Annotated in this window: 20 protein-coding genes; 7 read left to right on the forward strand and 13 right to left on the reverse strand. The window is 63.6% G+C overall.

Going from position 1 to position 21,755, the window contains the following annotated elements:
• Nucleotides 1-2: 2 nt before the first annotated feature.
• Together ACE03M_RS18725 and exaC are read right to left on the reverse strand one after the other, a co-directional pair.
• Complete coding sequence (locus ACE03M_RS18725) at nt 3-422, reverse strand: DUF779 domain-containing protein (protein ID WP_485935495.1); 420 nt, start codon at nt 420-422, stop codon at nt 3-5.
• Complete coding sequence (gene exaC / locus ACE03M_RS18730) at nt 422-1,945, reverse strand: acetaldehyde dehydrogenase ExaC (protein WP_143922165.1); 1,524 nt, start codon at nt 1,943-1,945, stop codon at nt 422-424. The genes ACE03M_RS18725 and exaC overlap by 1 nt, the downstream gene beginning before the upstream one ends.
• Nucleotides 1,946-2,247: 302 nt before the next feature.
• On the opposite strand from exaC, the gene ACE03M_RS18735 reads away from it, so the two are divergent.
• Nucleotides 2,248-3,282 (forward strand): BUD32 family EKC/KEOPS complex subunit, encoded by a 1,035-nt coding sequence (locus ACE03M_RS18735; RefSeq protein WP_485935496.1) that lies wholly within the window; start codon nt 2,248-2,250, stop codon nt 3,280-3,282.
• On the opposite strand, the gene ACE03M_RS18740 is transcribed toward ACE03M_RS18735, so the two are convergent.
• The 4 genes from ACE03M_RS18740 to aqpZ form a co-directional block, all read right to left on the reverse strand.
• Nucleotides 3,279-3,731: an SRPBCC family protein gene (locus ACE03M_RS18740; RefSeq protein WP_485935497.1), complete on the reverse strand. Its 453-nt coding sequence runs from the start codon at nt 3,729-3,731 to the stop codon at nt 3,279-3,281. The two genes, ACE03M_RS18735 and ACE03M_RS18740, sit on opposite strands and share 4 nt — an antisense overlap.
• 144 nt (nt 3,732-3,875) lie before the next feature.
• Nucleotides 3,876-4,499 carry a M23 family metallopeptidase gene (locus tag ACE03M_RS18745; protein WP_485935498.1) on the reverse strand — a complete coding sequence of 208 codons (624 nt, stop codon included), beginning with the start codon at nt 4,497-4,499 and terminating at the stop codon, nt 3,876-3,878.
• 8 nt (nt 4,500-4,507) lie between these two features.
• A complete protein-coding gene (locus ACE03M_RS18750) occupies nt 4,508-4,840 on the reverse strand; it encodes a GNAT family protein (protein ID WP_485935499.1) in 333 nt (110 codons plus the stop codon).
• Nucleotides 4,837-5,610, reverse strand: coding sequence for an aquaporin Z (gene aqpZ / locus ACE03M_RS18755; RefSeq protein ID WP_260848068.1), 774 nt, complete (start codon nt 5,608-5,610; stop codon nt 4,837-4,839). Before aqpZ ends, ACE03M_RS18750 begins: the two co-directional genes overlap by 4 nt.
• 179 nt (nt 5,611-5,789) lie before the next feature.
• Between aqpZ and ACE03M_RS18760 the strand changes: the two genes are divergently transcribed.
• A complete protein-coding gene (locus ACE03M_RS18760) occupies nt 5,790-6,005 on the forward strand; it encodes a hypothetical protein (RefSeq protein ID WP_143922170.1) in 216 nt (71 codons plus the stop codon).
• A gap of 3 nt (nt 6,006-6,008) precedes the next feature.
• Here the strand turns inward: ACE03M_RS18760 and ACE03M_RS18765 are convergent, their stop codons facing one another.
• Nucleotides 6,009-7,079: an AI-2E family transporter gene (locus ACE03M_RS18765; protein ID WP_143922171.1), complete on the reverse strand. Its 1,071-nt coding sequence runs from the start codon at nt 7,077-7,079 to the stop codon at nt 6,009-6,011.
• Between the two features lie 107 nt (nt 7,080-7,186).
• Between ACE03M_RS18765 and ACE03M_RS18770 the strand changes: the two genes are divergently transcribed.
• Complete coding sequence (locus ACE03M_RS18770) at nt 7,187-9,763, forward strand: M3 family metallopeptidase (protein ID WP_485935500.1); 2,577 nt, start codon at nt 7,187-7,189, stop codon at nt 9,761-9,763.
• Nucleotides 9,738-10,463, forward strand: coding sequence for a queuosine precursor transporter (locus ACE03M_RS18775; RefSeq protein WP_485935501.1), 726 nt, complete (start codon nt 9,738-9,740; stop codon nt 10,461-10,463). The genes ACE03M_RS18770 and ACE03M_RS18775 overlap by 26 nt, the downstream gene beginning before the upstream one ends.
• Here ACE03M_RS18775 and tgt read toward each other — a convergent pair.
• Nucleotides 10,460-11,752, reverse strand: a complete 1,293-nt coding sequence (gene tgt, locus ACE03M_RS18780) for a tRNA guanosine(34) transglycosylase Tgt (protein WP_485935502.1) — start codon at nt 11,750-11,752, stop codon at nt 10,460-10,462. The genes ACE03M_RS18775 and tgt overlap by 4 nt on opposite strands.
• A gap of 21 nt (nt 11,753-11,773) precedes the next feature.
• Between tgt and mmuM the strand changes: the two genes are divergently transcribed.
• Nucleotides 11,774-12,703: a homocysteine S-methyltransferase gene (gene mmuM, locus ACE03M_RS18785; RefSeq protein WP_485935503.1), complete on the forward strand. Its 930-nt coding sequence runs from the start codon at nt 11,774-11,776 to the stop codon at nt 12,701-12,703.
• Here the strand turns inward: mmuM and ACE03M_RS18790 are convergent.
• Together ACE03M_RS18790 and hisC are read right to left on the reverse strand one after the other, a co-directional pair.
• On the reverse strand, nt 12,678-14,078 hold the full coding sequence (locus ACE03M_RS18790) for an FAD-binding oxidoreductase (RefSeq protein WP_485935504.1): 1,401 nt from the start codon (nt 14,076-14,078) through the stop codon (nt 12,678-12,680). The genes mmuM and ACE03M_RS18790 overlap by 26 nt on opposite strands.
• Nucleotides 14,075-15,160, reverse strand: a complete 1,086-nt coding sequence (gene hisC, locus ACE03M_RS18795; RefSeq protein ID WP_485935505.1) for a histidinol-phosphate transaminase — start codon at nt 15,158-15,160, stop codon at nt 14,075-14,077. The genes ACE03M_RS18790 and hisC overlap by 4 nt, the downstream gene beginning before the upstream one ends.
• Before the next feature lie 216 nt (nt 15,161-15,376).
• Here hisC and ACE03M_RS18800 point away from each other — a divergent pair, with 216 nt between their 5' ends.
• Nucleotides 15,377-16,852: a malate:quinone oxidoreductase gene (locus tag ACE03M_RS18800; RefSeq protein ID WP_485935506.1), complete on the forward strand. Its 1,476-nt coding sequence runs from the start codon at nt 15,377-15,379 to the stop codon at nt 16,850-16,852.
• 143 nt (nt 16,853-16,995) lie between these two features.
• Here ACE03M_RS18800 and ACE03M_RS18805 read toward each other — a convergent pair whose 3' ends face one another.
• The 3 genes from ACE03M_RS18805 to ACE03M_RS18815 form a co-directional block, all read right to left on the reverse strand.
• On the reverse strand, nt 16,996-17,820 hold the full coding sequence (locus ACE03M_RS18805; protein WP_485935507.1) for a bifunctional allantoicase/(S)-ureidoglycine aminohydrolase: 825 nt from the start codon (nt 17,818-17,820) through the stop codon (nt 16,996-16,998).
• Nucleotides 17,821-17,892: 72 nt separating this feature from the next.
• Nucleotides 17,893-19,200: a DUF6986 family protein gene (locus ACE03M_RS18810; protein WP_485935508.1), complete on the reverse strand. Its 1,308-nt coding sequence runs from the start codon at nt 19,198-19,200 to the stop codon at nt 17,893-17,895.
• 105 nt (nt 19,201-19,305) lie between these two features.
• Nucleotides 19,306-20,685 (reverse strand): NAD-dependent malic enzyme, encoded by a 1,380-nt coding sequence (locus tag ACE03M_RS18815; RefSeq protein WP_143922180.1) that lies wholly within the window; start codon nt 20,683-20,685, stop codon nt 19,306-19,308.
• Between the two features lie 226 nt (nt 20,686-20,911).
• Between ACE03M_RS18815 and ACE03M_RS18820 the strand changes: the two genes are divergently transcribed.
• On the forward strand, nt 20,912-21,697 hold the full coding sequence (locus ACE03M_RS18820) for an IclR family transcriptional regulator (protein ID WP_143922181.1): 786 nt from the start codon (nt 20,912-20,914) through the stop codon (nt 21,695-21,697).
• Nucleotides 21,698-21,755 lie beyond the last annotated feature (58 nt).

The following is a 21,755-nucleotide window of genomic DNA, read 5'->3' on the forward strand; positions in this document are numbered from 1 at the left end:
CGTCAGCCGACGTCCATGAGCGTCGACCGGATGATGAAGCGATTGCCCGTCGGTGACTCGACGCTGAAGCCGCTTCCCCGTCCGGGCACCACATCGACCGTCAGATGTGTGTGCTTCCAGTATTCGAACTGCTCGACCGACATCCAGAAGTCGATGCCGGACTTCTCGCTGTCGTCGATGGGCAGTTCGAAGTGTCCGAGCAGGACGTCCGCATCGGAGGTGAGGAAGTCGCCTTCCGGGAAGCACATCGGCGAGGACCCGTCGCAGCAGCCACCCGACTGGTGGAACATCAGGTGACCGTGTTTGGCGACCAGTTCGCCGAGGAGGTCGACGGCGGCCTGTGTCATGGCAACCCGGGACTTCTCCTCCCCGCCGATGGTGGGGGTGGACTCCAGTGCTGCTGTCTGTGTCGATTCACTCATCAGAAAAATCCTTGTGCGTTCTCCGAGTAGCTGACCAGCAGGTTCTTCGTCTGCTGGTAGTGGTCGAGCATCATCAGGTGGTTCTCTCGGCCGATTCCCGATGATTTGTATCCGCCGAACGCGGCATGGGCCGGATAGGCGTGATAGTTGTTCACCCAGACACGGCCGGCCTGGATGTCACGGCCAGCACGGTAGGCGATATTGCCGGTGCGGGCCCAGACGCCGGCCCCCAGACCGTAGAGCGTGTCGTTGGCGGTGGTGATGGCGTCGTCGTAGTCCTTGAACGAGGTCAGCGCTACGACAGGACCGAAGATCTCCTCCTGGAAGATCCGCATATTGTTCGAGCCCTTGAAGATGGTGGGCTGGACGTAGAAGCCGCCTGAGAGATCTCCTTCGAGTTCGGCCTTGTCACCGCCGATGAGCACCTCGGCACCTTCGTCCTTGCCGATCTGCAGGTAGGACATGATCTTCTCGTACTGATCATTCGAGGCCTGCGCGCCGACCTGGGTATCGGTGTCGAGCGGATTGCCCTGCTTGATCGCACGCACACGCTCGACACCGGCTGCGACGAAGTCATCGAAGATCGACTCCTGGACAAGAGCGCGAGACGGGCAGGTACAGACTTCACCCTGATTGAGTGCGAACATCGCGAAGCCTTCGAGCGCCTTGTCGCGGTAGCTGTCGTCGGCGGCGAGGACGTCTTCGAAGAAGATGTTCGGTGACTTGCCGCCGAGCTCCAGGGTGACCGGGATGATGTTCTGCGAGGCGTACTGCATGATCAGACGACCGGTCGTCGTCTCACCGGTGAACGCGATCTTCTTGATCCGCTTGTTCGAGGCCAGGGGTTTGCCTGCCTCGACGCCGAAGCCGTTGACGATGTTGAGGACACCGGGTGGCAGCAGATCGCCGACGAGTTCAGCCAGGATGAGGATCGAGGCCGGAGTCTGCTCGGCGGGCTTGAGGACGACGCAGTTGCCTGCGGCGAGCGCCGGTGCCAGCTTCCACGTGGCCATGAGGATGGGGAAGTTCCACGGGATGATCTGTCCGACGACGCCGAGCGGTTCGTGGAAGTGATAGGCCACGGTGTCGTCGTCGATCTGCGACAGGCCACCTTCTTGGGCCCGGATCGCTGCGGCGAAATAGCGGAAGTGGTCGATGGCCAGTGGGATGTCGGCGGCCAGTGGTTCGCGGATGCCCTTGCCGTTGTCCCAGGTCTCGGCGACCGCGAGCATCTCAAGATTCTCTTCCATGCGATCAGCGATCTTGAGGAGGATGTTCGAGCGCTCGGTGACCGAGGTCTTCCCCCATGCAGGTGCTGCTGCCCAGGCCGCATCGAGGGCGGTTTCGATATCGTCGGCGGTGGAACTGGGGATCTCTGTGAATGCCTGTCCGGTGACGGGAGTGATGTTGTCGAAGTAGTCGCCGTTCTTCGGCGGCACCCACTCGCCTCCGATGTAGTTCTCGTAGCGCGACTTGAACGTGACGAGCGAACCTTCGGTACCGGGTGCTGAGTAGACTGCCATGACACTCCTTCGTGTGAGTCCATCCGCTCGCTTCGCACGCATTGTTTCGCGTGCAGGGCATGGTCGTGGTCGACTGCGCGGAGCGGACGAGTCCGTGTCCTCTCACCATAGGGCGGAGAGAGTGTACGAACAATAGCCTGCACGATTTCGAGGTGAACCTGCACGATGTCGAGGTGAAGTTGAGAGAATGACTCCATGGATGTCCGACCGTTCTCTCCCGCCGATCGCGAATCGCTCTATGCTCTCTTCACAAGAGCAGGCGAGGGATCACCCGGAAACACGATCGGCCTCGGCGTAAGGTCATGACTCCGCGCGTGGGCAGTGCCCGTAGAATCTCTGCCGAGATCCACAGACTCGATGATTCACAGGTATGTGCGCTCGTCGACACCGCTGAGATAGTAGGGGTCGGCATCGGTGGAACCACGAGAACTGCTGAGATCGATGGAGCTCCTGTCTTCATCAAGCAGCTTCCACTCACACACAGCGAAGCCTCGGATCCGACCGCCACCCGCAATCACACTGGACTGCCGTTTGTCAGCCACTACGGGATCGGGAGCCCGGCGCATGGTGTCGGGCGCGAGCTGTCAGCACACACGCTCACCTCCGACTGGGTCCGCTCCGGGGAGACAGACTTCTTTCCACTCCTGCTCGGGTGGAGAGTCGTCGATCTGAAGTGCGAATCCGACCTCAGCGAATTCGACGGAGACGGCCCGAAACACCGATGGGGCACCTCTTGGCCTCAAGTTGAGACGAAGCTCTCCGAGATGACGTCCGCGCCCACAAGCATGGTGCTCTTCCTTGAACATGTGCCTGAGACCTTGGGGTCGTGGGTGCGCCGAAGCGTGGCCGAAGGCAGCGGATCGACGGTGTTTGCTGAGGCCGTTGGCCAGATCATCGATGCCACGGCGTGGATGGAGAAGCAGGGATTCCACCACTTCGACGTGCATCCGGGAAACATCCTCATCCACGACGGCAGACTGATCTTCACGGATTTCGGACTCTCGCTCCACAGCGATTTCGAGCTCACCGCGGACGAAGAGTCATCGCTGTCCACTCATCGCGGCTTCGACCGTGACACCGGCCTCATGCACCTGTTTCACTGGACGCTGTTCGAACTCGGATACACCTCCGGGTCCAGGCGGTTGGAGCTGCTGCGTGCTGCAGCAGCTGATCCGGCAGCCTCAGCGCTGAAGCCGGTTCGCGCAGCTCTCGGTGGAAAGGGTGCCGACCTGATCGCTGAGCATGCGAGTGTCGCTGTCCGTATGACGGAGATGTTCGCCGTTCTCATGCAGGATGCGTTCGGCACCAGGTACGACAGACGACAAAGCTGGTTCTAGTCGGTTCTGATTATATTTCGCCGGAGGAGTTCGAGGCTGAAGTCCCACCCGTCGGCGAAGAAGTCGCGCGCTTCGCCTCGGCGTTCGATTGGAATGTCGTCAAAGCAATGCACGATGGTCACCCTCGTCTCCTCGCCATGAGGTTGCAGCGTGATCTCGACACTGTCGGATCGGCCGAAGCGCCCATTCGTCCAACGAAGGATCGCGATGCAGCGCCGCTCGTCGAAGACAGTGATCTCACCAGCGAGCACATACTCGTAGGCGCGGTCGCTGTAGTGCTCCTCGTAGGGGCTGCCGACTCGTGGTTCGAAGTCGATCTGCACTGTCGGCGGCGGACACCACCATCTGCTCAAACGAATCGGGTCTGCCACGTGCGGCCAGACCTGGGCAGCCGGCGCTTTGATCACCAGCGATCTGTCGAAGCCCCAATCAGGAAACTTGTCGGCCATGGGCACATTCTTCAATGTCCGGCATCAAGCCACAAGGATGATTCAGATCGGCCGGTCGTACTCAGAGGCGGAGTCGGTGACCATGATCAAGTTATACCGATCATTGTTTGTCACGTACATAAGGGCCAGTTGGTCGGCGGGTTCTCATTCGAGCGTTCCACCCGAGACGATCGAACCGTTCGACGGCAAGGCGCCTCTGAACGCAATGCGCGCAGCCACGGCGTGGTCAACGTCGACACGGTCGAACGCTTGGACATGTAGGTGCGGTTGGGTGCTGTTGCCGGAGTTTCCACACCGGCCGATCTCCTCGCCGATCTCAACGTGCTGCCCTGCCCGAACCCGTGTGCTGCGATGCTGGAGATGGCAGAGCGAGACTATACCGCCGAGGCATCTGACCATGACGTGATTGCCGGCGAGCGCAAGCCAGCCCGCGCCGACACGGCGGGCCTGCGTCAGCGAGTATCTGATCGAAGGGACACCGCGGTACGAGAGATGATCATGCTCAGCGTCATGAGAGGCCACGACAGTTCCTGCGACCGGAGAGAGCACCGGACGGCCGAAGCCGACAAAGTTCTCCGGAGGTTCCGGACGGAGGAGGGAGTCGAAGGTGAAGGGCGCCGATCTCCCAGAGCCATCGACCGGCACGAAGTCGATTGCGTATGAGGTCGCGAAGAGGGTCGTGCCGTGACTCGGCACCCGGTCGGCGGGACTGTTCTGGACCAGCCATCGGCCGGTGAATGGGTAGTCCATATCGAGCAAGTCGGTCATGGGGTGGGTCACCTCGTGGAGTGCCCCCGCCGTACCGAGGAATACAGGATCATGTCGCGACGTTCGCCGCCGACCAGCTGACCGCAGTGACTGATCGCGAAATCATCGGTTCGACGCGCAATCGTGAAGGAGAAGCCAGCTCCCTCTGCATGACGACCCTGCTGGCGTTCGACCCAGTCACTGGCTTCCTGCATGGTGGCGTCTCCTGGCAGTGAACCCGTCTGCGGCACATAGGGATCGGTCGACAGCTGCCGAGCCATTGCGACGTCCCGCGCGTCCACTGCTCGCAGCAGAACCTGCCCAGAGACCAGTGCCTCCGCGGGCCAGGGTGGCAGCGTCATCCGCCCTCGGTGATCGGAACTTCGGCAGCCTTCGGGAACAGAAGGTTATAGGTGAGTCCGGCGACGGCGGCACCAGCAAGCGGTGCGAGGAAGAACACCCACACCTGACCGAGCGCGTCTCCACCGGCGAATACCGCGACACCGAAGGAACGTGCCGGATTGACCGAGGTGTTCGACACCGGAATGGCCACGAGGTGAATGAGTGTGAGTGAGAGGCCGATCGCCAGAGGAGCCATTCCGACCGGGGACCTGTCGTCGGTCGCCCCGAGGATGACGTAGAGGAAGATGGCGGTGAGGACGAACTCGGCGACGAGGACGCTGACCAAGGAGAATCCGTTCGGGGAGAATTCTCCATAGCCGTTCGTCGCCAGTCCGTCCTTCGCAAGCGAATAGTCGGGATTGCCCGAGGCGATGAGGAGAACGACTCCACCGGCGACGATTCCGGCGACGAGCTGTGTGATCCAGTAGGGAACGGCGTCCTTGACCGGGGTCCTGCCCGCAAGTACACAGCCCAGCGTCACTGCGGGATTGAAGTGTCCACCGGAGACATGTCCGACGGCGTAGGCCATGACGACGACGGTGAGACCGAACGCCAGCGCGACGCCGAGGAATCCGATGCCCATATTGATGCCGTCGTCACCGACGACCTTTGCTGCGAATACGGCCGCGCCGCAGCCGCCGAAGACGAGGACGAAGGTGCCGAGGAATTCGGCGAAGATCTTTGAGACTAGGGTGGGTTTCTGCTGGAGCGCCATGATGATTGATCCCATCTGTGATGTGTGCCACATATCATGCCGTTTTCCATACTACAGTCACGTCTCAGCAGATGAGCCCAAGTTCCGCTGTCATTTCCTCTGACCGGGTGCGACGCAGGCCCACACCAACGGCATGACCATGATCAGGCAGGGCGTCCTCGGCGAGGGGACCGGCACTTGGTACGCTGACGAACATGAGCGATGTCGACAGCCCGGTTCTCCGCCTGATTCCATATCTCGCGGCATTCACGGTCGCGGTGTTCGTCGGCCTGCCTGTGATGGGCAACGGAGATCTATTGACGGCCGTCGTCGTCATCGCGGTCGCATACTTCATGACCTACTACCTGGTCAGGTACGTCATCGGACTCATCGTCCGCAGCCGCCGAAACCGCACCGACGACCAGGACTAGCTGCTACCGCTTATCCTGCGCGGGCACGACGACCTTGCGGATGATGATCATTCCCGAGGCGGCCACGGGCACAGCGACCACGGCGCCGAGAACTCCGCCCAGGGTGCCGCCGGCGATGGCCGCAATGATGACGAGCGCACCGGGCACATTGACCGCGGTCTTCATGATGCGGGGGCTGAGCAGGTACGCCTCCACCTGCATGTACACGAGGTAGTAGATGCCGACGGCGATCCCCAGGCCGGGTGAGACCATGAGGCAGGATCCGGTGATGATGATCGCACCGGTGATCGGGCCGACGAGCGGGATGAGCGAGGCGAGGAACGCGATGAACGCCAGCAGCGCCGGCAGCGGGGCACCGATGATGGTGAGGAAGATCGCCGAGCACACACCGTTGACGATGCCCAAGGAAACCTGTCCCAGAACGTAGCGTCCGATGGATCGGGTGACTTCCTCAGTGACGGATTCGACGGTCGGTCGGGAGCTCGCAGCGACGATGGAGAGCATGGCCGATTTGATCGTCGGCATCGTCACGGCGAAGTAGATGGTGAGGATGACGACGATGACGACACCGGCGAGGAAGCTGAGAATGCCGGCTCCGATGGACACGACCCCGCCGCCCAACGACACCACGTTCTTCGGGTCGGATGCCCACTCACCGAGGTTGGCGAAGATCTTGTCGAGATCGACGGCTCCGGTGAACCTCTGTTCGAGGTCGGCGACCCACCCTGTAGCCGCCAGGCTCGCGACGATGTCCGGAAGATCGCCGATGAACTGCTGGATCTGGCTGATGACGGCAGGGGCGATGAGCAGCACGGCCCCGGCGACGATGGCGAGGAACGCCAGAACGACGAGGACGACCGACAGGGACCGGGGCAGCTTGCGTTCGACCAGCCACAACACGATCGGTTCGAGGCCGAGCGCGAGGAACAGGGCCAGGCCGATGTAGATGATGACAGTCGCCACGGACTGCAGCGCCGTGATCAGCCCGAATGCGAGTCCCACTCCGAGCGTTCCGGTGAAGCCGACCCGGAATGCGCTGTTGAGAGTCAGCGTCTTTCCCTGCCCTTTGCCCATGGTGACAAGTGTAACCAGCGACCATGCGCTTCAGCGTGTTCACGCGTTAGGATCGAGGGCGAGACCTGGCACAATCCTTCAACCGTGTAGAAAGTGGTACGTCGACGATGAGCTCCGATCCGAACAGCATCGATGTCTGGGAGGCTTTCCTCGACCCACAGGGCGACTTCTCACTGCCCGACTTCTCCGCGGTCACTCCGGCATCACTGATCGCTGCGGTCAGGGCGGCCACCGACTTCGCGCGCTCCGAGGTCGAAGACATCATCGGTGATGAGAACGATCCGACGTTCGTGTCGACAACCGTGCGCTTCGAATCCGCGACCATTCCCATGGCCCGGATCGCGGCCGTGGTGAGCGCCGTGGAGTCGAATCATTTCCGTCCCGAACTCGCCGATGCCGTCGCCGAGGTGTGGGACCGCCTGTCCGCGGCACGGACCCGGATCTTCCTCGACGTCGATCTCTTCCACCGCATCGAACAGGTCCCCTCCAGCGATCTCAACCCCGAGGACAAACGTCAGCAGGAGCTCACAGTCGAGGAGTTCGTGCGTGCGGGAGCCCGCCTCGGCGAAGAGGAGCGGGATCAGATGAGTACGATCGCGGCCGAACTCACGACCTTGGCGACCTCGTTCTCACGTGCACTGCAGAAGGACACCCGGGATCTCGCAGTCCATCTCCGCGACGCGCAGCAGCTGGCCGGGCTGAGCGAGGACCAGGTCGCCGCCGCCGCGACCCGGGCCGCCGAACGCGGCACGGACGGGTATCTGCTGCCGCTGAACAACTTCACTCAGCAGCTCGTCCTCGAGTCCCTGGAATCCGCCGAGACCCGCAGACTGGTGCTCGGCAATTCAACCTCGCGCGGCGCTCGAGGCGGCGAAGGCGACACCCGCACCCAGGTGGCCGACACCACGGCGCTGCGAGCGCTGCAGGCGAAACTGTTGGGATACCCCTCGTACTCTTCATTCGCAGTCGACAACCAGACCGCCGGCGGACCCGATGCGGCTGCGGACATCGTCTCCTCGCTCATCGCCCCGGCCAACGCTCAGTTGGCGGCGGAGTTGGCGCAGGTCAAAGACCGCTACGGCCTCGATGATGTCGCATCCGAGGATGTCAAACACCAGCTAGCGCGATACCGGGCAGATGAGTTCGGCATCGATGCCGACGAGGTGGCCAAGTACTTCGAGTTCGACACTGTCCTCAAAGAGGGCGTCTTCCGCGCCGCAACGGGCCTCTACGGAATCACCTTCGCCCCACGCGAGTCAGTCGTCGGCTGGCACGAAGATGTTCGTTCCTTCGAGGTCACGGACGCCAATGAACGCACCCTGGGGCTCATCCTCCTCGACCCGTATTCCCGGGATACGAAGCGCGGTGGCGCCTGGATGGGCGAGTTGGTCACGAGTTCACGGCTGACCGGGCACCTGCCTGTCGTCACCCTCTCACTCAACCTGGCCAAGCCCGGCGAGGGCCGACCGACGCTGCTCAACCCCACCGAGCTCAACACCTTCTTCCACGAATTCGGCCACGTCCTCCACGGCCTGTTCGCGAACTCGACCTACCCGTCGACAGCCGGCACCGCCGTTCCACGCGACTACGTGGAATTCCCATCCCAGCTCAATGAGATGTGGCGCTTCCACCCACAGGTCCTCCCCCACTACGCCAAACACGTCGACACGGGCGAGCCGATGCCCGAATCGCTGGTCACAGCCCTCATCGAAAGCGAGAAGTTCGGGCAGGGATTCGACACGACCGAATACCTCGCCGCGGCCATGCTCGACCTGTCGTGGCATTCCCTTGAAGCCGGCGAGCACATCACCGACGTCCTCTCCTTCGAATCCGAGGTCCTCGCCGCTGCCGGGTTCACCACTCTCGTTCCACCCCGTTATCGCACCACCTACTTCGGCCACATCTTCGCCTCAGGCTATGCCGCCGGCTACTACTCCTACCTCTATTCGGAGGTCATTGCGGCCTGGGTCAGCGAATGGTTCGACGCTCAAGGTGGACTCAACCGTGAGGCCGGCGATGCCTTCCGCGAAGCGATACTGGCCCCCGGCTTCTCCATCGATCCGATGAGCGCGATCGAACGGTTCTTCGGAACACGCCCCGATGTGGCGCCGCTGCTGCGCCGTCGCGGGCTGGCGGAGCCGGTGGAGGAACCGGTCGAAGCCGTCGAAGAGCCCACTGAGGTCGAAGCCGTCGAACCACAGGAACACCGCAACCATGCTGAAGTCGCCAAGGTCCTCGAGGGGAAGGGGATCGAACCACAGATCAGACTCTTCACCGATGCCACGCCCACTGCAGCCTCGGCGGCGGAGAAGGTCGGTGTCGAGGTCGGCGCGATCGCCAACAGCCTGATCTTCGCCTCCGGCGGGGAGCCGGTGCTCATCATGACCTCGGGACGTCACCGCGTGGACACGGAGCACGTGGCCAGGCTCATCGGCGCGGACTCCCTTGACCGAGCAGACAAGGACCTCGTGCGCACCGCAACGGGCCAGGTCATCGGCGGTGTCGCGCCCTGTGGACATCCGCAGCCGATTCCCACGTATGTCGACACAGCGCTGAAGGACTATCCTGTTCTCTGGGCTGCCGCCGGCACACCGAATTCGGTGATGCCGCTGACATACGAGCAGCTGCTGGCGATCACCGGAGGGAAGGAAATCACTGTTGTCGAAGAAGGTGCCGAGCCCTGAAGGCTCGAATGCGCTGAGCGCTGCGAGCAGATTTGCGGCCTTCGCCTCCTCCAGGGGGCGCTACTACGCGGTGATCCTCGCCGTGTTCTCGGCGATCCTCATCATCTCCAACATCTCCGCGACGAAGGTCATCGGGTTCGGACCCGTAGTCACCGACGGCGGTGCCTTCCTGTTCCCCATCGCCTACATCCTCGGCGACGTGATCAGCGAAGTCTACGGTTTCAAGGCCGCCCGCAAGGCCGTCATCACCGGCTTCGGGCTGCAGATCCTAGCGACCTTCGTTTTCTGGCTCGTGCTCATCTCACCGCCGGGACCGGGCTATGAGAACCAGGACGCGTTCGCCGCTGTCCTCGGCTTCTACCCACGCATCGTCGCAGCATCGCTGATCGGATACTTCTTCGGGCAGCTGCTCAATTCCTATGTGCTCGTGGCCGTGAAGAAGCGGATGGGCGAGCAGAAGCTATGGGTCCGTCTGCTGACATCGACGGGCGTCGGTGAGTTCGTCGACACCCTGCTGTTCTGCGTCATCGCCTTCGCCGGCGTCATCCCCGGCCTCGCCTTCATCAACTACATCGTCTTCGGCTTCGTCTACAAGGTCGCCGTCGAAGTCATCCTCATGCCCGTCACCTACCGGGTGATCAAGCTGGTGAAGAAGCACGAACCCAGCTACGAACTGCCCGGTGGCGGCAAGGCAGCCTAGCTGCGCTGCTTCGCGTAGTAGCGGCCGAGCACCTCGGTCTCGAGTTCGAAGAAGCGGCCCTCTTCCATGGACCGTCGGATCTCGGCGACGAGATTGACGACGAAGTACTCGTTGTGGATCGTGCACAGGGTGGAGAAGAGCATCTCCTTCGCCTTGTACAGATGCCTCAGGTAGGCCCGCGAGTAGTTCTCACAGGTGTAGCACTTGCAGTCCGGGTCAAGCGGGCCGAAGTCCCGTCGATACTTCGCTCCGGTGAGGTTGTAGCGCCCGTCGCGCGTGTAGATGGCCGCATTGCGGGCAACACGCGAGGGTGAGACGCAGTCGAAGGTGTCAGCACCGGTCTTGATCGCCTCGAACAGGTCATCGGGCTCCGAGATGCCCAGCAGGTGACGGGGCTTGTTCTCCGGCAGCTCCTCGCATACCCAGCGGATTATCGTGCCGAGATTCTCCTTCTCCAGAGCGCCTCCGATGCCGAAGCCGTCGAAGTCCATCGCGCCCAGGTCGCTCGCGGCCTTACGTCGCAGGTCCTCATACTGTGCGCCCTGGAGCACGCCGAACAGCGCCTGGTAGGGCCGGTGCGTGCGCGCTTCGGTCTGCCGCTTGTGCTCCTCGATGCAGCGCAGTGCCCACTGGCGAGTGCGCTCCAAGGACAGCACCTGGTAGCCGCGGGTGTTGACCAGCGTCGTCAGCTCATCGAAGGCGAACATGATGTCGGCGCCCAGTTCGTGCTGGACCCGCATGGAGACCTCGGGGGTGAAACGGTGCATGCTGCCGTCGAGGTGGGATTTGAAGGTCACACCGTCGTCGTCGACATTCGACATTCGTTCCTTGCCGACGGCAACGAGATCATCGTTCTGCTCCCCCGTCGACTCCATCGAGATGACCTTCTTGAAACCCGAGCCCAGGCTCATGACCTGGAATCCGCCCGAGTCGGTGAACGTCGGGCCGGGCCAGTTCATGAATTTTCCCAGTCCGCCAGCCTCATCGACGAGCTCGGACCCTGGCTGCAGGTAGAGGTGGTAGGCGTTCGAGAGCACCGCCTGACCGCCGAGTTCTTCCACCTCGTCGGGGCGCACGGCCTTGACCGTGGCCTTGGTGCCGACGGGAATGAACGCGGGAGTCGCGATGTCACCGTGCGGGGTGTGGATGACGCCTGTGCGCCCACCCTCGTCGAGGCGAGTTCCGATCTCGAACCCGAATCGGGAGCGGTCGTTGATGGCCGGGGCGTCGGCGCTGCCGTCGTTTGAGGAGGCTGTCTCAGATTCTGCGGAGGATTCGATTCGGGTCACCTGACAAGTTTAACTGGGAGCATGTCGACAACCTTCATCCAGATGCTCCGGGCCGCGGAAGTCAGCGGCGAACCCATCATCATCGACGGCGGCCTGGGCACTGCGCTCGAGTCCCGCGGCATCGATCTGCGCCATGAGCTGTGGTCGGCGGCCCTGCTCCGGGATTCCCCTGACACGCTCGGCGAGGTGCACGCCGACTTCATCCGCGCGGGTGCCCGGATCGTCACGACCGCCAGCTATCAGGCGACCCCCTTGGGTTTCGAGCGGGCATCGATCTCCGCCGAGGAGGGGAGTGAACTCATCGCGACCAGCGTGGAGGTTGCCGCCCGAGCTGGCGCCGCCCTCGTCGCCGGTTCCGTCGGACCGTATGGGGCCGCTATCGGCAATGGCGCCGAGTACACCGGCGACTACAGCTTGAGCGATGCCGAGTTCACTGACTTCCACCGCCCGCGCATCGAGGCCCTGGTCAGTGCTGGTGCCGGCTTGTTGGCCATCGAGACTCAGCCCTCGCTTCCGGAAGCCCGGGTGCTCGCAGGACTGGCCTCAGAGTTCGGCATTCCTGCGTGGCTGAGCGTGACCTTGGCCGATGGTCATCACATGGCCGACGGGACACCCCTGATCGACCTCGCCGAGGCGGTTGCCGGTTCACCCATGATCCGTGCACTGGGCGTCAACTGCGTGCGCCCATCGCTGGTCTCACCCGCACTGAAAGCTTTAGCGAGCGCCACGGACCTTCCGCTCATCGCCTATCCGAATTCGGGTGAGACCTACGATGCAGCCACGATGGAATGGCGCGAAGGTGCGGCCTTCGACACCAGCCCGGCGCCCCTGTCATCGTGGGTGTCCTCCGGTGCCTGCATCATCGGCGGCTGCTGCCGGACGACGCCGGGCGACATCGCCGGTCTCGTCGCCTCGGCGCAGGACCTCAACCCAGCATCTTCCCCGGATTGAGGATCCCCATCGGGTCAAGGGCGTCCTTGATCTGCGTGTGCATCAGCCTGGCTCCGGCATCGAGCTCGTTGCTCAACCACTCACGCTTGAGGTACCCGACACCGTGCTCCCCCGTGATCGTCCCTCCCAGATCGAGTCCCAGCTGCATGATCGCGGCGAACGCCTCCTGTGCCTGCGACACCTGATCCTCATCACCGGCGTCGAAGACGACAGAGGGATGCATGTTCCCATCGCCGGCGTGACCTGCCGTGGCGACCTCAACGTCGAATCGAGCATCGATGAGGCGCAGCTTCTCGAAGAACTCCCCGAGAGCCGAACGCGGCACGCAGACATCGTCGATGAGCTCTCCCCCACCACGCGTGTGCGCATACTTCTCCATCGCCGGCCCCACCGCACGACGGGCAGCGACAAGCATCTCGGAATCGGCCGGGTCATCGGAGACGAAGACCTCACTGCTGCCGTTGGCTTCGGCGACGCGCTGGAAGGCTTCGAGCTCCTCGACAGCTCCGGCGCCCTTGGCATTCGATTGGACAAGCAGCAGCGCACCGACATCGTCAGGCAGACCGAAGTCACCGTAGGCGTTGACCATCTTCACTGTGGGGCCGTCGAGGAGTTCGAGCAGCGACGGGCTGGCCCCTGACCCCATGAACTCCGTGACTGTACGACCGGCGGACTCAGTATCGGGAAACATTCCGACTGCGGTGATCGGCGAGGGCAGTGCCGGTTTGAGGGCCAGAGTCACCTCGACGATGGTGCCCAAAGTACCTTCGGAGCCGACGAACAGTGCCGCCAGGTCGAGACCCGCGACTCCCTTGGCCGTCTGTCTCCCCAGCTTCGTCACGGTGCCGTCTGCGAGCACCACGGTCATGGCGCGCACGTAGTCCTTGGTCACGCCGTACTTCACACAGCACATTCCGCCGGCGTTGGTGGCGACATTGCCGCCGATCGTCGAGATCGCCACCGACCCGGGATCGGGAGGATAGGACAATCCGTGTTCGGCCAGCGCCGTTTTGAGGTCCTGATTGATGACCCCGGGCTGGACCCGACAGGTCTGGTTGACCGCGTCGATCTCGAGGATCTCGTCCATCCCGGCGACATTGAGCAGCAGGCAGCCATCGACTGCGTTGGCAGCACCCGAAAGCCCGGTCCGTGCACCCTGAGTGACCACAGGAATGCGATGCTCGGTGGCGAAGACCATCACCGCCGCGACATCGTCGACCGTTCGCGCCCGCACCAAGGCCAGTGCCTGCCCGGCAGGGCAGAACAGGGCCCTGTCGACGGCATAGCTGTCGATGATATCGCGGTCAGTGACAAGGGCGCCGGGGCTCAGCCGAGCCTCGAGGTCCTGCATCGGAGTCTGGGCTGTGATGCTCATGCGGTTCTGGACTCTGCGAAGGACTTGGCCACCTCACGCACTCTCTCGAGCGCTTCGTCGGCGCCGATGCTGATCCGAACTCCCCCGCTCAGACGCCGGATGGCGACGGCCTGCTCGGCACACGCGGCTTCGAATGCCTGTGCATCCTCTGCGCCGAGGCTGACCCACACATAGTTTCCCTGGGAGTCGGAGACGGTGAGCCCGGCATCGCGCAGGTCCTGTTCGAGCTGGTCACGGGTGGCCGCGACCTCCTTGGCTCGGACGAGGACCTCGTCATTGCGCGACAGCGATTCCACGGCAGCGACCTGTGCCGCCGAGGTGACGCTGAAGGGTGCGATCACCTGACGCAGTGCGCTTGCGATCCTCGGGTCGGCGACGCCGTAGCCCACACGCAGACCGGCCAGGCCATGTGCCTTGGAGAAGGTCCGTGCCAGCACCAGATTCGGGAACTCCCGGTAGGCGTCCATCCCATCGACCACCTCGGCGGCGGTGGCGAACTCGAAGTAGGCCTCGTCGAGGACGACGATGACCTCGGCTGGGACCTCGGCCATGAAGCCGTCGAGCTCGGACGTCGAGACCGACGGTCCGGTCGGGTTGTTGGGCGAACAGAGCAGGATGAGGCGGGTCGTGTCATCGATGGCGGCGACCAGTCCCTGGAAGTCGTGCCGACCGTCTTCGAGCAGGGGCACGGGGCGCTTCTCCGCACCACGCGCCGAGGCGAGGATCGGGTACATCTCGAAGGAGGGCCATGGGTAGACGACCGAGGTGCCGGCTTCGAGGGTGATGTTCGTCAGTGCGGAGAGGATCTCTGAGGCGCCTGCGCCGGGGACGATCGCGGCCTCATCGACGTCGAGGTGGGCAGCGATAGCGGTCACCAGCTTCGTCGACTTCGGGTCGGGGTAGTTCGCGGGCACCCGCCCGGCGTCTGCGATCGCGTCGGTGACACCCGGCAGCGGTGCCAGATGGTTCTCGTTCGAGGACAGCTTGTACGGTTTCAGACCTGGTGCGCTGGCCGGGGGTTTGCCCGGCACATAGGGCGGGAATTCGGCCAGGGCATCACGAAGAAGGAAGTGATTCGACATGTGCCCATATTTGCACATCCTGTGGCGGGCGACACAAGGCGTCCAGGGGCTAAAAGTCCGAATGGTCGGAAAATGCCTCACGCTGCGGACGAACATCGGCTGTGAGGTTCCTCGCATGGGACTCCTGCGCCCGGGGGCGGGTTACTGGTTCACCTGACGCGGAGAGTAGTCTGTGAGTCGAATACTTGTAGTCAGTGACGAAGGATGAGAGTCGAAATGCCCTCAACGCAGGAAAAGGTTGACGTTGTCTTGATCGGCGGCGGCATCATGAGCTCCACTCTTGGTGCCATGCTGACCGAACTTCAGCCCGAATGGGATATCCGGGTCTACGAGAAGCTCGACTATGTCGCCGAGGAGAGTTCCGATCCGTGGAACAACGCGGGCACCGGACACGCCGCCCTGTGCGAGCTCAACTACACTCCTGAGGACGAGAACGGCCACATCGACCTCGCGAAGGCCTCGCAGATCAACGAGCAGTTCCATCACTCCCGCCAGTACTGGTCGCACCTCGTCGACAACGGCGTCCTGGCACAGCCGAAGTCCTTCATCAACCAGGTCCCTCACATCAGCTACGGCCGTGGTGAGAAGGGACGCGACTACATCAAGAACCGCTACGAGCAGATGGTCCGCAATCCGCTGTTCTCCGAGATGGAGTACACCGACGATCCTGACACCCAGGCCGAGTGGCTGCCGCTGATGTTCGAGGGCCGCGGACCCGGTCAGGTCAATGGCATCTCGCGCACGAAGATCGGCTCGGACGTCGACTTCGGTTCGCTGTCACATCAGCTGCTGAACTATGTCGGCGACAAGGGTGCCACGATCCGCACCAGCCACCAGGTCACCGACCTCGAACGCTCCTCCGACGGCTGGGTCGTCACAGTCAAGGACCTCCTCTCCCATGAGACCCACAAGGTCAACGCGAAGTTCGTCTTCGTCGGCGCCGGCGGCGGTGCTCTGCCGCTGCTGCAGAAGTCGGGCATCCCCGAGGGGCGCGGCTACGGCGGCTTCCCTGTCTCCGGCATCTTCCTGCGGACCTCGAACCCCGACCTCGTCGCCCGCCACCAGGCCAAGGTCTACGGCCAGGCATCCTTCGGCGCCCCGGCTATGTCGGTGCCCCACCTCGACACACGTGTCGTCGACGGCAAGGACTACCTGCTGTTCGGACCCTACGCCGGCTTCTCCCCCAAGTTCCTCAAGGGCGGCCGCTTCACCGACCTGCCCTTCTCAGTGCGCGGGAACAACCTGCCCACGATGCTCAACGTGGCCAAGGACAACACCGATCTCGTCACCTACCTCGTCTCCGAGCTGGCTGCGTCGAAGAAGGCCCGCTTCGAATCGATGCACGAGTTCATCCCGAACATCGACCCCAGCGACTGGGAGTTCATCCAGGCCGGTCAGCGCGTGCAGGTGATGAAGAAGGACTCGAACAAGGGCGGTGTGCTCAGCTTCGGCACCGAGCTCATCTCCTCCGCCGATGGCTCGATCGCCGCTCTCCTGGGCGCCTCGCCCGGTGCATCGACGGCAGTGTCCATCATGCTCAACCTGCTCAAGACCTGCTTCCCTCGCCAGTACAGCAGCTGGGAGCCTTCCATCAAGGACATGGTGCCTTCGCTGGGCCGCAACCTCGCCGACGACGAGACCCTGCTCAAGGAGCTCTCCGAGTACACGGCGCGCACCCTGCAGCTGATCTGATCGGCCGCGCAGCCGGCGGCGCCCGGCCGTGCAGCCGGCCGAATGCAGTAACCGCTTGCCAGAAGTGCCAGAGCACGTCACTTGTGCTCTACCCAGGCACTTCCGGCAAGCGGTTACTTCATTCACCCCAACGCTGGCTGCAGCTACAGCTCGACTTGGCGGTTGACGTCCTTGTAGAGCAGGTAGCGGAAGCGGCCCGGTCCACCGGCGTAGCAGGCCTGTGGGCAGAAGGCGCGCATCGAGATGAAGTCACCCTCCTGGACCTCGACCCAGTCGCCGTTGACACGGTAGACGGCCTTGCCCTCGAGCACGTAGAGGCCATGCTCCATCTCGTGGGTCTCGGCGAAAGGGATCACGGCACCGGGTTCGAAGGTCACGATGTTGACGTGCATGTCATAGGCCAGATTGTCGGGATCCAACGGACGCGTCGTGCGCCACCGGTTGTCGGTGCCCGGCATCGCTGCGGGCTCGACGTCGGACTCCTGGCCGAACTTGGCCTCCGGGTTCAGGCCGGCCACGGGCTGGTAGCGCTTGCGGATCCAATGGAAGCGTGCCGCCTCGGCGCCGGTGGACTTCACGCTCCACGTCGAGCCGGCGGGCAGGAAGCCGTAGCCGCCCGGCGTCAGGGTGTGGGCCTGGCCCTCGTGGGTGATCTCGAGCTCGCCGGCCATGAGGAAGATGAACCCCTCGACCTCGACCTGCGGCTCTGGCTTTTCGGCACCTCCGCCCGGAGCGACTTCGAGGATGGTCTGTGAGAACGTCACCGCACCCCCGGCCACCGGCTTGCTCAGCACCCAGGAACGGGTCCCCGTCCATTCGGGCAGGTTCGAGGTCACGATGTCGCGCATGACTCCGCGTGGGATCACAGTGTAGGCCTCGGTGACGATCGCACGGTCCGTGAGCAGGTCCGTCTGCGGCGGGTGCCCGCCGGTCGGTGCGAAATAGGTGTAGGGGTCGCTCGTCGTCATATGTGCGGGTTCTCCTTCGGATCGGGGCTGGTCAGTGCCAGGTGGTTGTGTGTCGCCGAGGTTGGCGGCAGGTCACTCGGCCGCGCCGGTGGCGGCGATGTGGTTGAGAGTCGCGATCGACATCTTCGTCCGATCCGTCACGAACTCCTCGGTGTGGGCACCGCAGGACAGTCCACGGCCCAGGTAGCGGGCCAGCGCCCGTGCCGTCGCCGGCTCGTCGAGGACGGCCGAGTCCTCCTGGAACACGTAGTTGCGCAGTCGGGTCGCCGCACGCTCGGCCCCTTCACGATAGAAGCGGAATGTCGCGAGGAAGCGTGTGGGCAGCTGGTGCGGATGCATGTCCCACCCTTGGTAGATGCCGCGCTTGAGGTGCCTGCGGACCAGTCCGGCGTGCAGGCTCCAGGCTCGCTGGATCTCCTCGGGATCGCCGAGGGGCATGATGTTCGTCGAACCGTCGGAGAGGTGGACTCCGGTGCCGGCGACCGCGAGCATCATCTGATTCTTGGCGAAGTCGGCCACCGGGTGGTCCATGGCCTGATAGGCAGCGGCAACACCCATCGAAGCCGAATAGTCATAGGTGCCGTAGTGCAGGGAGGTGATGCGCCCGGCACCGGCGTCGAGGACGGGAGCCAGCGGCACAGTGCCGTCGGCGCCGAGGATGAGCTGCGGGGTCTCGACCTGCACCTCGAAGGTGATCGACCCCTCGGCGAGCCCGTGCTGGGCTTCGAGACCACGGCAGGCAAGGACCATGGCGGACACCTGGTCAACGGTGCTGACCTTCGGCAGAGTGAGGACCAGCGCCTTGGGCAGGGATCCGTGGGCAGCGATCACCTCGGCGAGGAACAGGTCCAAGGTGCGCAGACCGCGCGCCCGGGTATCGGCCTCCATGCATTTGAACCGGATCCCGATGAACGCCGGTGCGCCCGTCTCGCTCAGTCCTGCGATCGCGTTGCGCGCGGCCTGACGGACACAATCGTCCTCGGTCGCATCACCACGATCTCCGAACCCGTCTTCGAAGTCCATCCGCAGGTCCTCGATCGGTTCGACGGCAAGCTTCTTGGTGACCGCCTCGGCGAGCATCTCCGCTTCCCGGGCGACCTGGTGCAGATTGGGCATCGACTGGCTGTCGTGGGCCAACGTCTCCTTGCGGGAGGCGATGATGACGCGTTCGGCCAGCTGGACCATCCCTCCGTTGGCCTCGACGCATTCGAGCGCCTGCTCACCCCATTCGCGGGGCAGGGTCGGAGACGAGAGGTGCCCGGGGACGTAGACGGTGTGCACGGGCTGCCTGACCTCGCGCTCGCCGGGATACCGCGTGCTCAGCAGCTCGTCCGTGTCCGCCAGGAGTGAGTCGATGTCGGCCAACGTTGATTGATCCAATTTCACATTCTCTTTCGTAGCATCATTGCGCGGGAGGACTGGTCTTCCAATATTGTCTCTCATAAAACAGCGACCGGCCCCCTGTTTCAGGAGACCGGTCGAAGATCAGGAGGAGACAGCGGCGACCGCCTCCGCCACCTTCTTCGCCACTTCGGGGTCGAAGACCGACGGGACGACGTAGCCCGGATGGAGTTCATCTTCGGGAATGCACGAAGCGATCGCGTCCGCCGCGGCGACCATGATGTTCTCGTCGATGTCGGTCGCCTCGGCGTCGAGGAGTCCGCGGAAGATGCCCGGGAAGGCCAGCACATTGTTGATCTGGTTCGGGTAGTCGCTGCGTCCGGTGGCCACGACGGCGGCGTACTTGAGCGCCTCGGCGGGGTCGACCTCCGGGTCGGGGTTGGCCATCGCGAAGACGAGGGCGTCCTTGTTCATGGCCTGGATGTCAGCGCCGTCGAGCACGTTCGGAGCAGAGACGCCGATGAACACATCGGCGCCGACGACGGCTTCCTTCAGTGTGCCGTCGAAGCCCTCGGGGTTCGTGTTGCGCTGCAGCCACACCTTGTGCTCAGTGTCGACTGTCGACTTCGGCCCGATCGCGCCGTCGCGGCCGCAGGCGATGATGTTCGCAGCACCCGCGACCTGGAGCAGCCGGATGATCGCATTGCCGGCAGCGCCGACGCCGGAGACGACGATGCGCTGGTCTTCGAGCTTGCGGCCCACGACCTTGAGCGCGTTCTTCAGCGCGGCGAGCGTGACGATGCCGGTGCCGTGCTGGTCATCGTGGAAGACCGGAATGTCGAGCTCGGCGCGGAGCCTGGCCTCGATCTCGAAGCAGCGCGGGGCGGAGATGTCCTCGAGGTTGATGCCGCCGTAGGCCGGGGCGATGGCCTTGCAGATCGAGATGATCTCCTCGGTGTCCTTGGTATCCAGCGCCACGGGCCAGGCGTCGACACCGGCGAACTGCTTGAACAGGACAGCCTTGCCCTCCATCACCGGCATCGCTGCTTCGGGCCCGATGTCGCCGAGGCCCAGCACTGCGGTTCCGTCGGTGACGACCGCAACTGTGTTGCGCTTGATCGTGAGGCGACGGGCATCGGCCTTGTTCTCCGCGATGGCCATGCACACACGGGCCACGCCCGGGGTGTAGGCACGGGAGAGGTCGTCGCGGTTGCGCAGAGGCACCTTGGGCGTGGATTCGAGCTTACCGCCGAGGTGGAGCAGGAAGGTCCGGTCGGAGACCTTGTGGACATCAACCCCATCAAGAGTGTCGAGTGCAGCCGATACCTCGTCGGCGTGTGCGACATCGCGGGTATCGGCGCTGACGTCGATCATCACCGTATGCGGGGTGGATTCGACGACGTCGAGCGCGGTGATCGCGGCGCCGGTGGCTGCAGCGGCGGCTACGAGGTCGGACGTCGATGTCCGACCGACCGCAGTCTCCACTCGAAGAGTGATTGAGTATCCGGGGCTTGGAACAGCCATGGGAGTTATCCTCTCTGATAAGTCTTTTCCGTAGTACGGATAATATCTTCTGTATAGTGGAAAATCTAGCCAGAACTGCCTCCAACGGAAACTTTCTTCCATTTCGGGACTAGACTGAGGGGCAGTTTCGCGCAGCGATGCTGGTTTTCATGTCGTCGGCACTCATCGTCGAACTGCCACACAAGTCAATGAACACGAATCCAATGGACGAGGAAGAGGAACTGGGATGACCAGCAATGATACGAAGGCCCCTGCGATCCGCCAGACGAAGGGCGGCGTCCAGTCCGTCGAGCGCGCCTTCGGGTTGCTCGAGTGCATCGCGAACTCCTCCGGCTCTGCCACGCTGAGTCATATAGCCGCCGAGGTGAGCCTTCCCCTCCCGACGATTCACCGCCTGCTCAACACTTTGGTCAACCTCGGCGTGGTGCGTCAGCTGCCCAACCGCGGCTATGCGCTGGGGCCGGGACTGATCCGTCTGGGCAACCTCGCCGGCGCCCAGCTGGGCGCCATCGCCCGCCCCTACCTGCGCACCCTTGTAGACGAACTCGGCGAGTCCGCGAACGTTGCAACCATCGACGGAGACATGGTCGTCTACGTCGATCAGGTGGCCTCGCAGCACCAGATGCGGATGTTCACCGAGGTGGGCCGCCGTGCCCATATGCACGACACCGGAGTGGGCAAGGCGATGCTCGCCGGGCTCGATCCCGAGCAGGTGCGTCACATCGTGACGACTGCCGGGATGCCCACACCCACCCAGTACAGCATCGGCACCGTGGCGGATCTCGAGGCCGAGCTCGTGCGCATCCGCGACCGCGGGTACTCGATCGACGAGCAGGAACAAGAGCTGGGTGTGCGCTGCTTCGCGATGTCGATTCCCGATGCCCCCGCTCCCCTGGCCATCTCCGTGTCCGGGCCCATCAGCCGCGTCGACCAGGCCTTCTCAGATCGCGCCATCCCGCTGCTGCGATCGGCCGCCGAGGCGATCTCAGCCGACATGCGCGGCGGCTCCTAGGCACAGCACCCCCGCCCTGTACACCGAATAACGGGTGGGGGGGGGGGGGGGGGGGGGG

The organism is Brevibacterium sp. AGC70, from assembly GCF_057334195.1.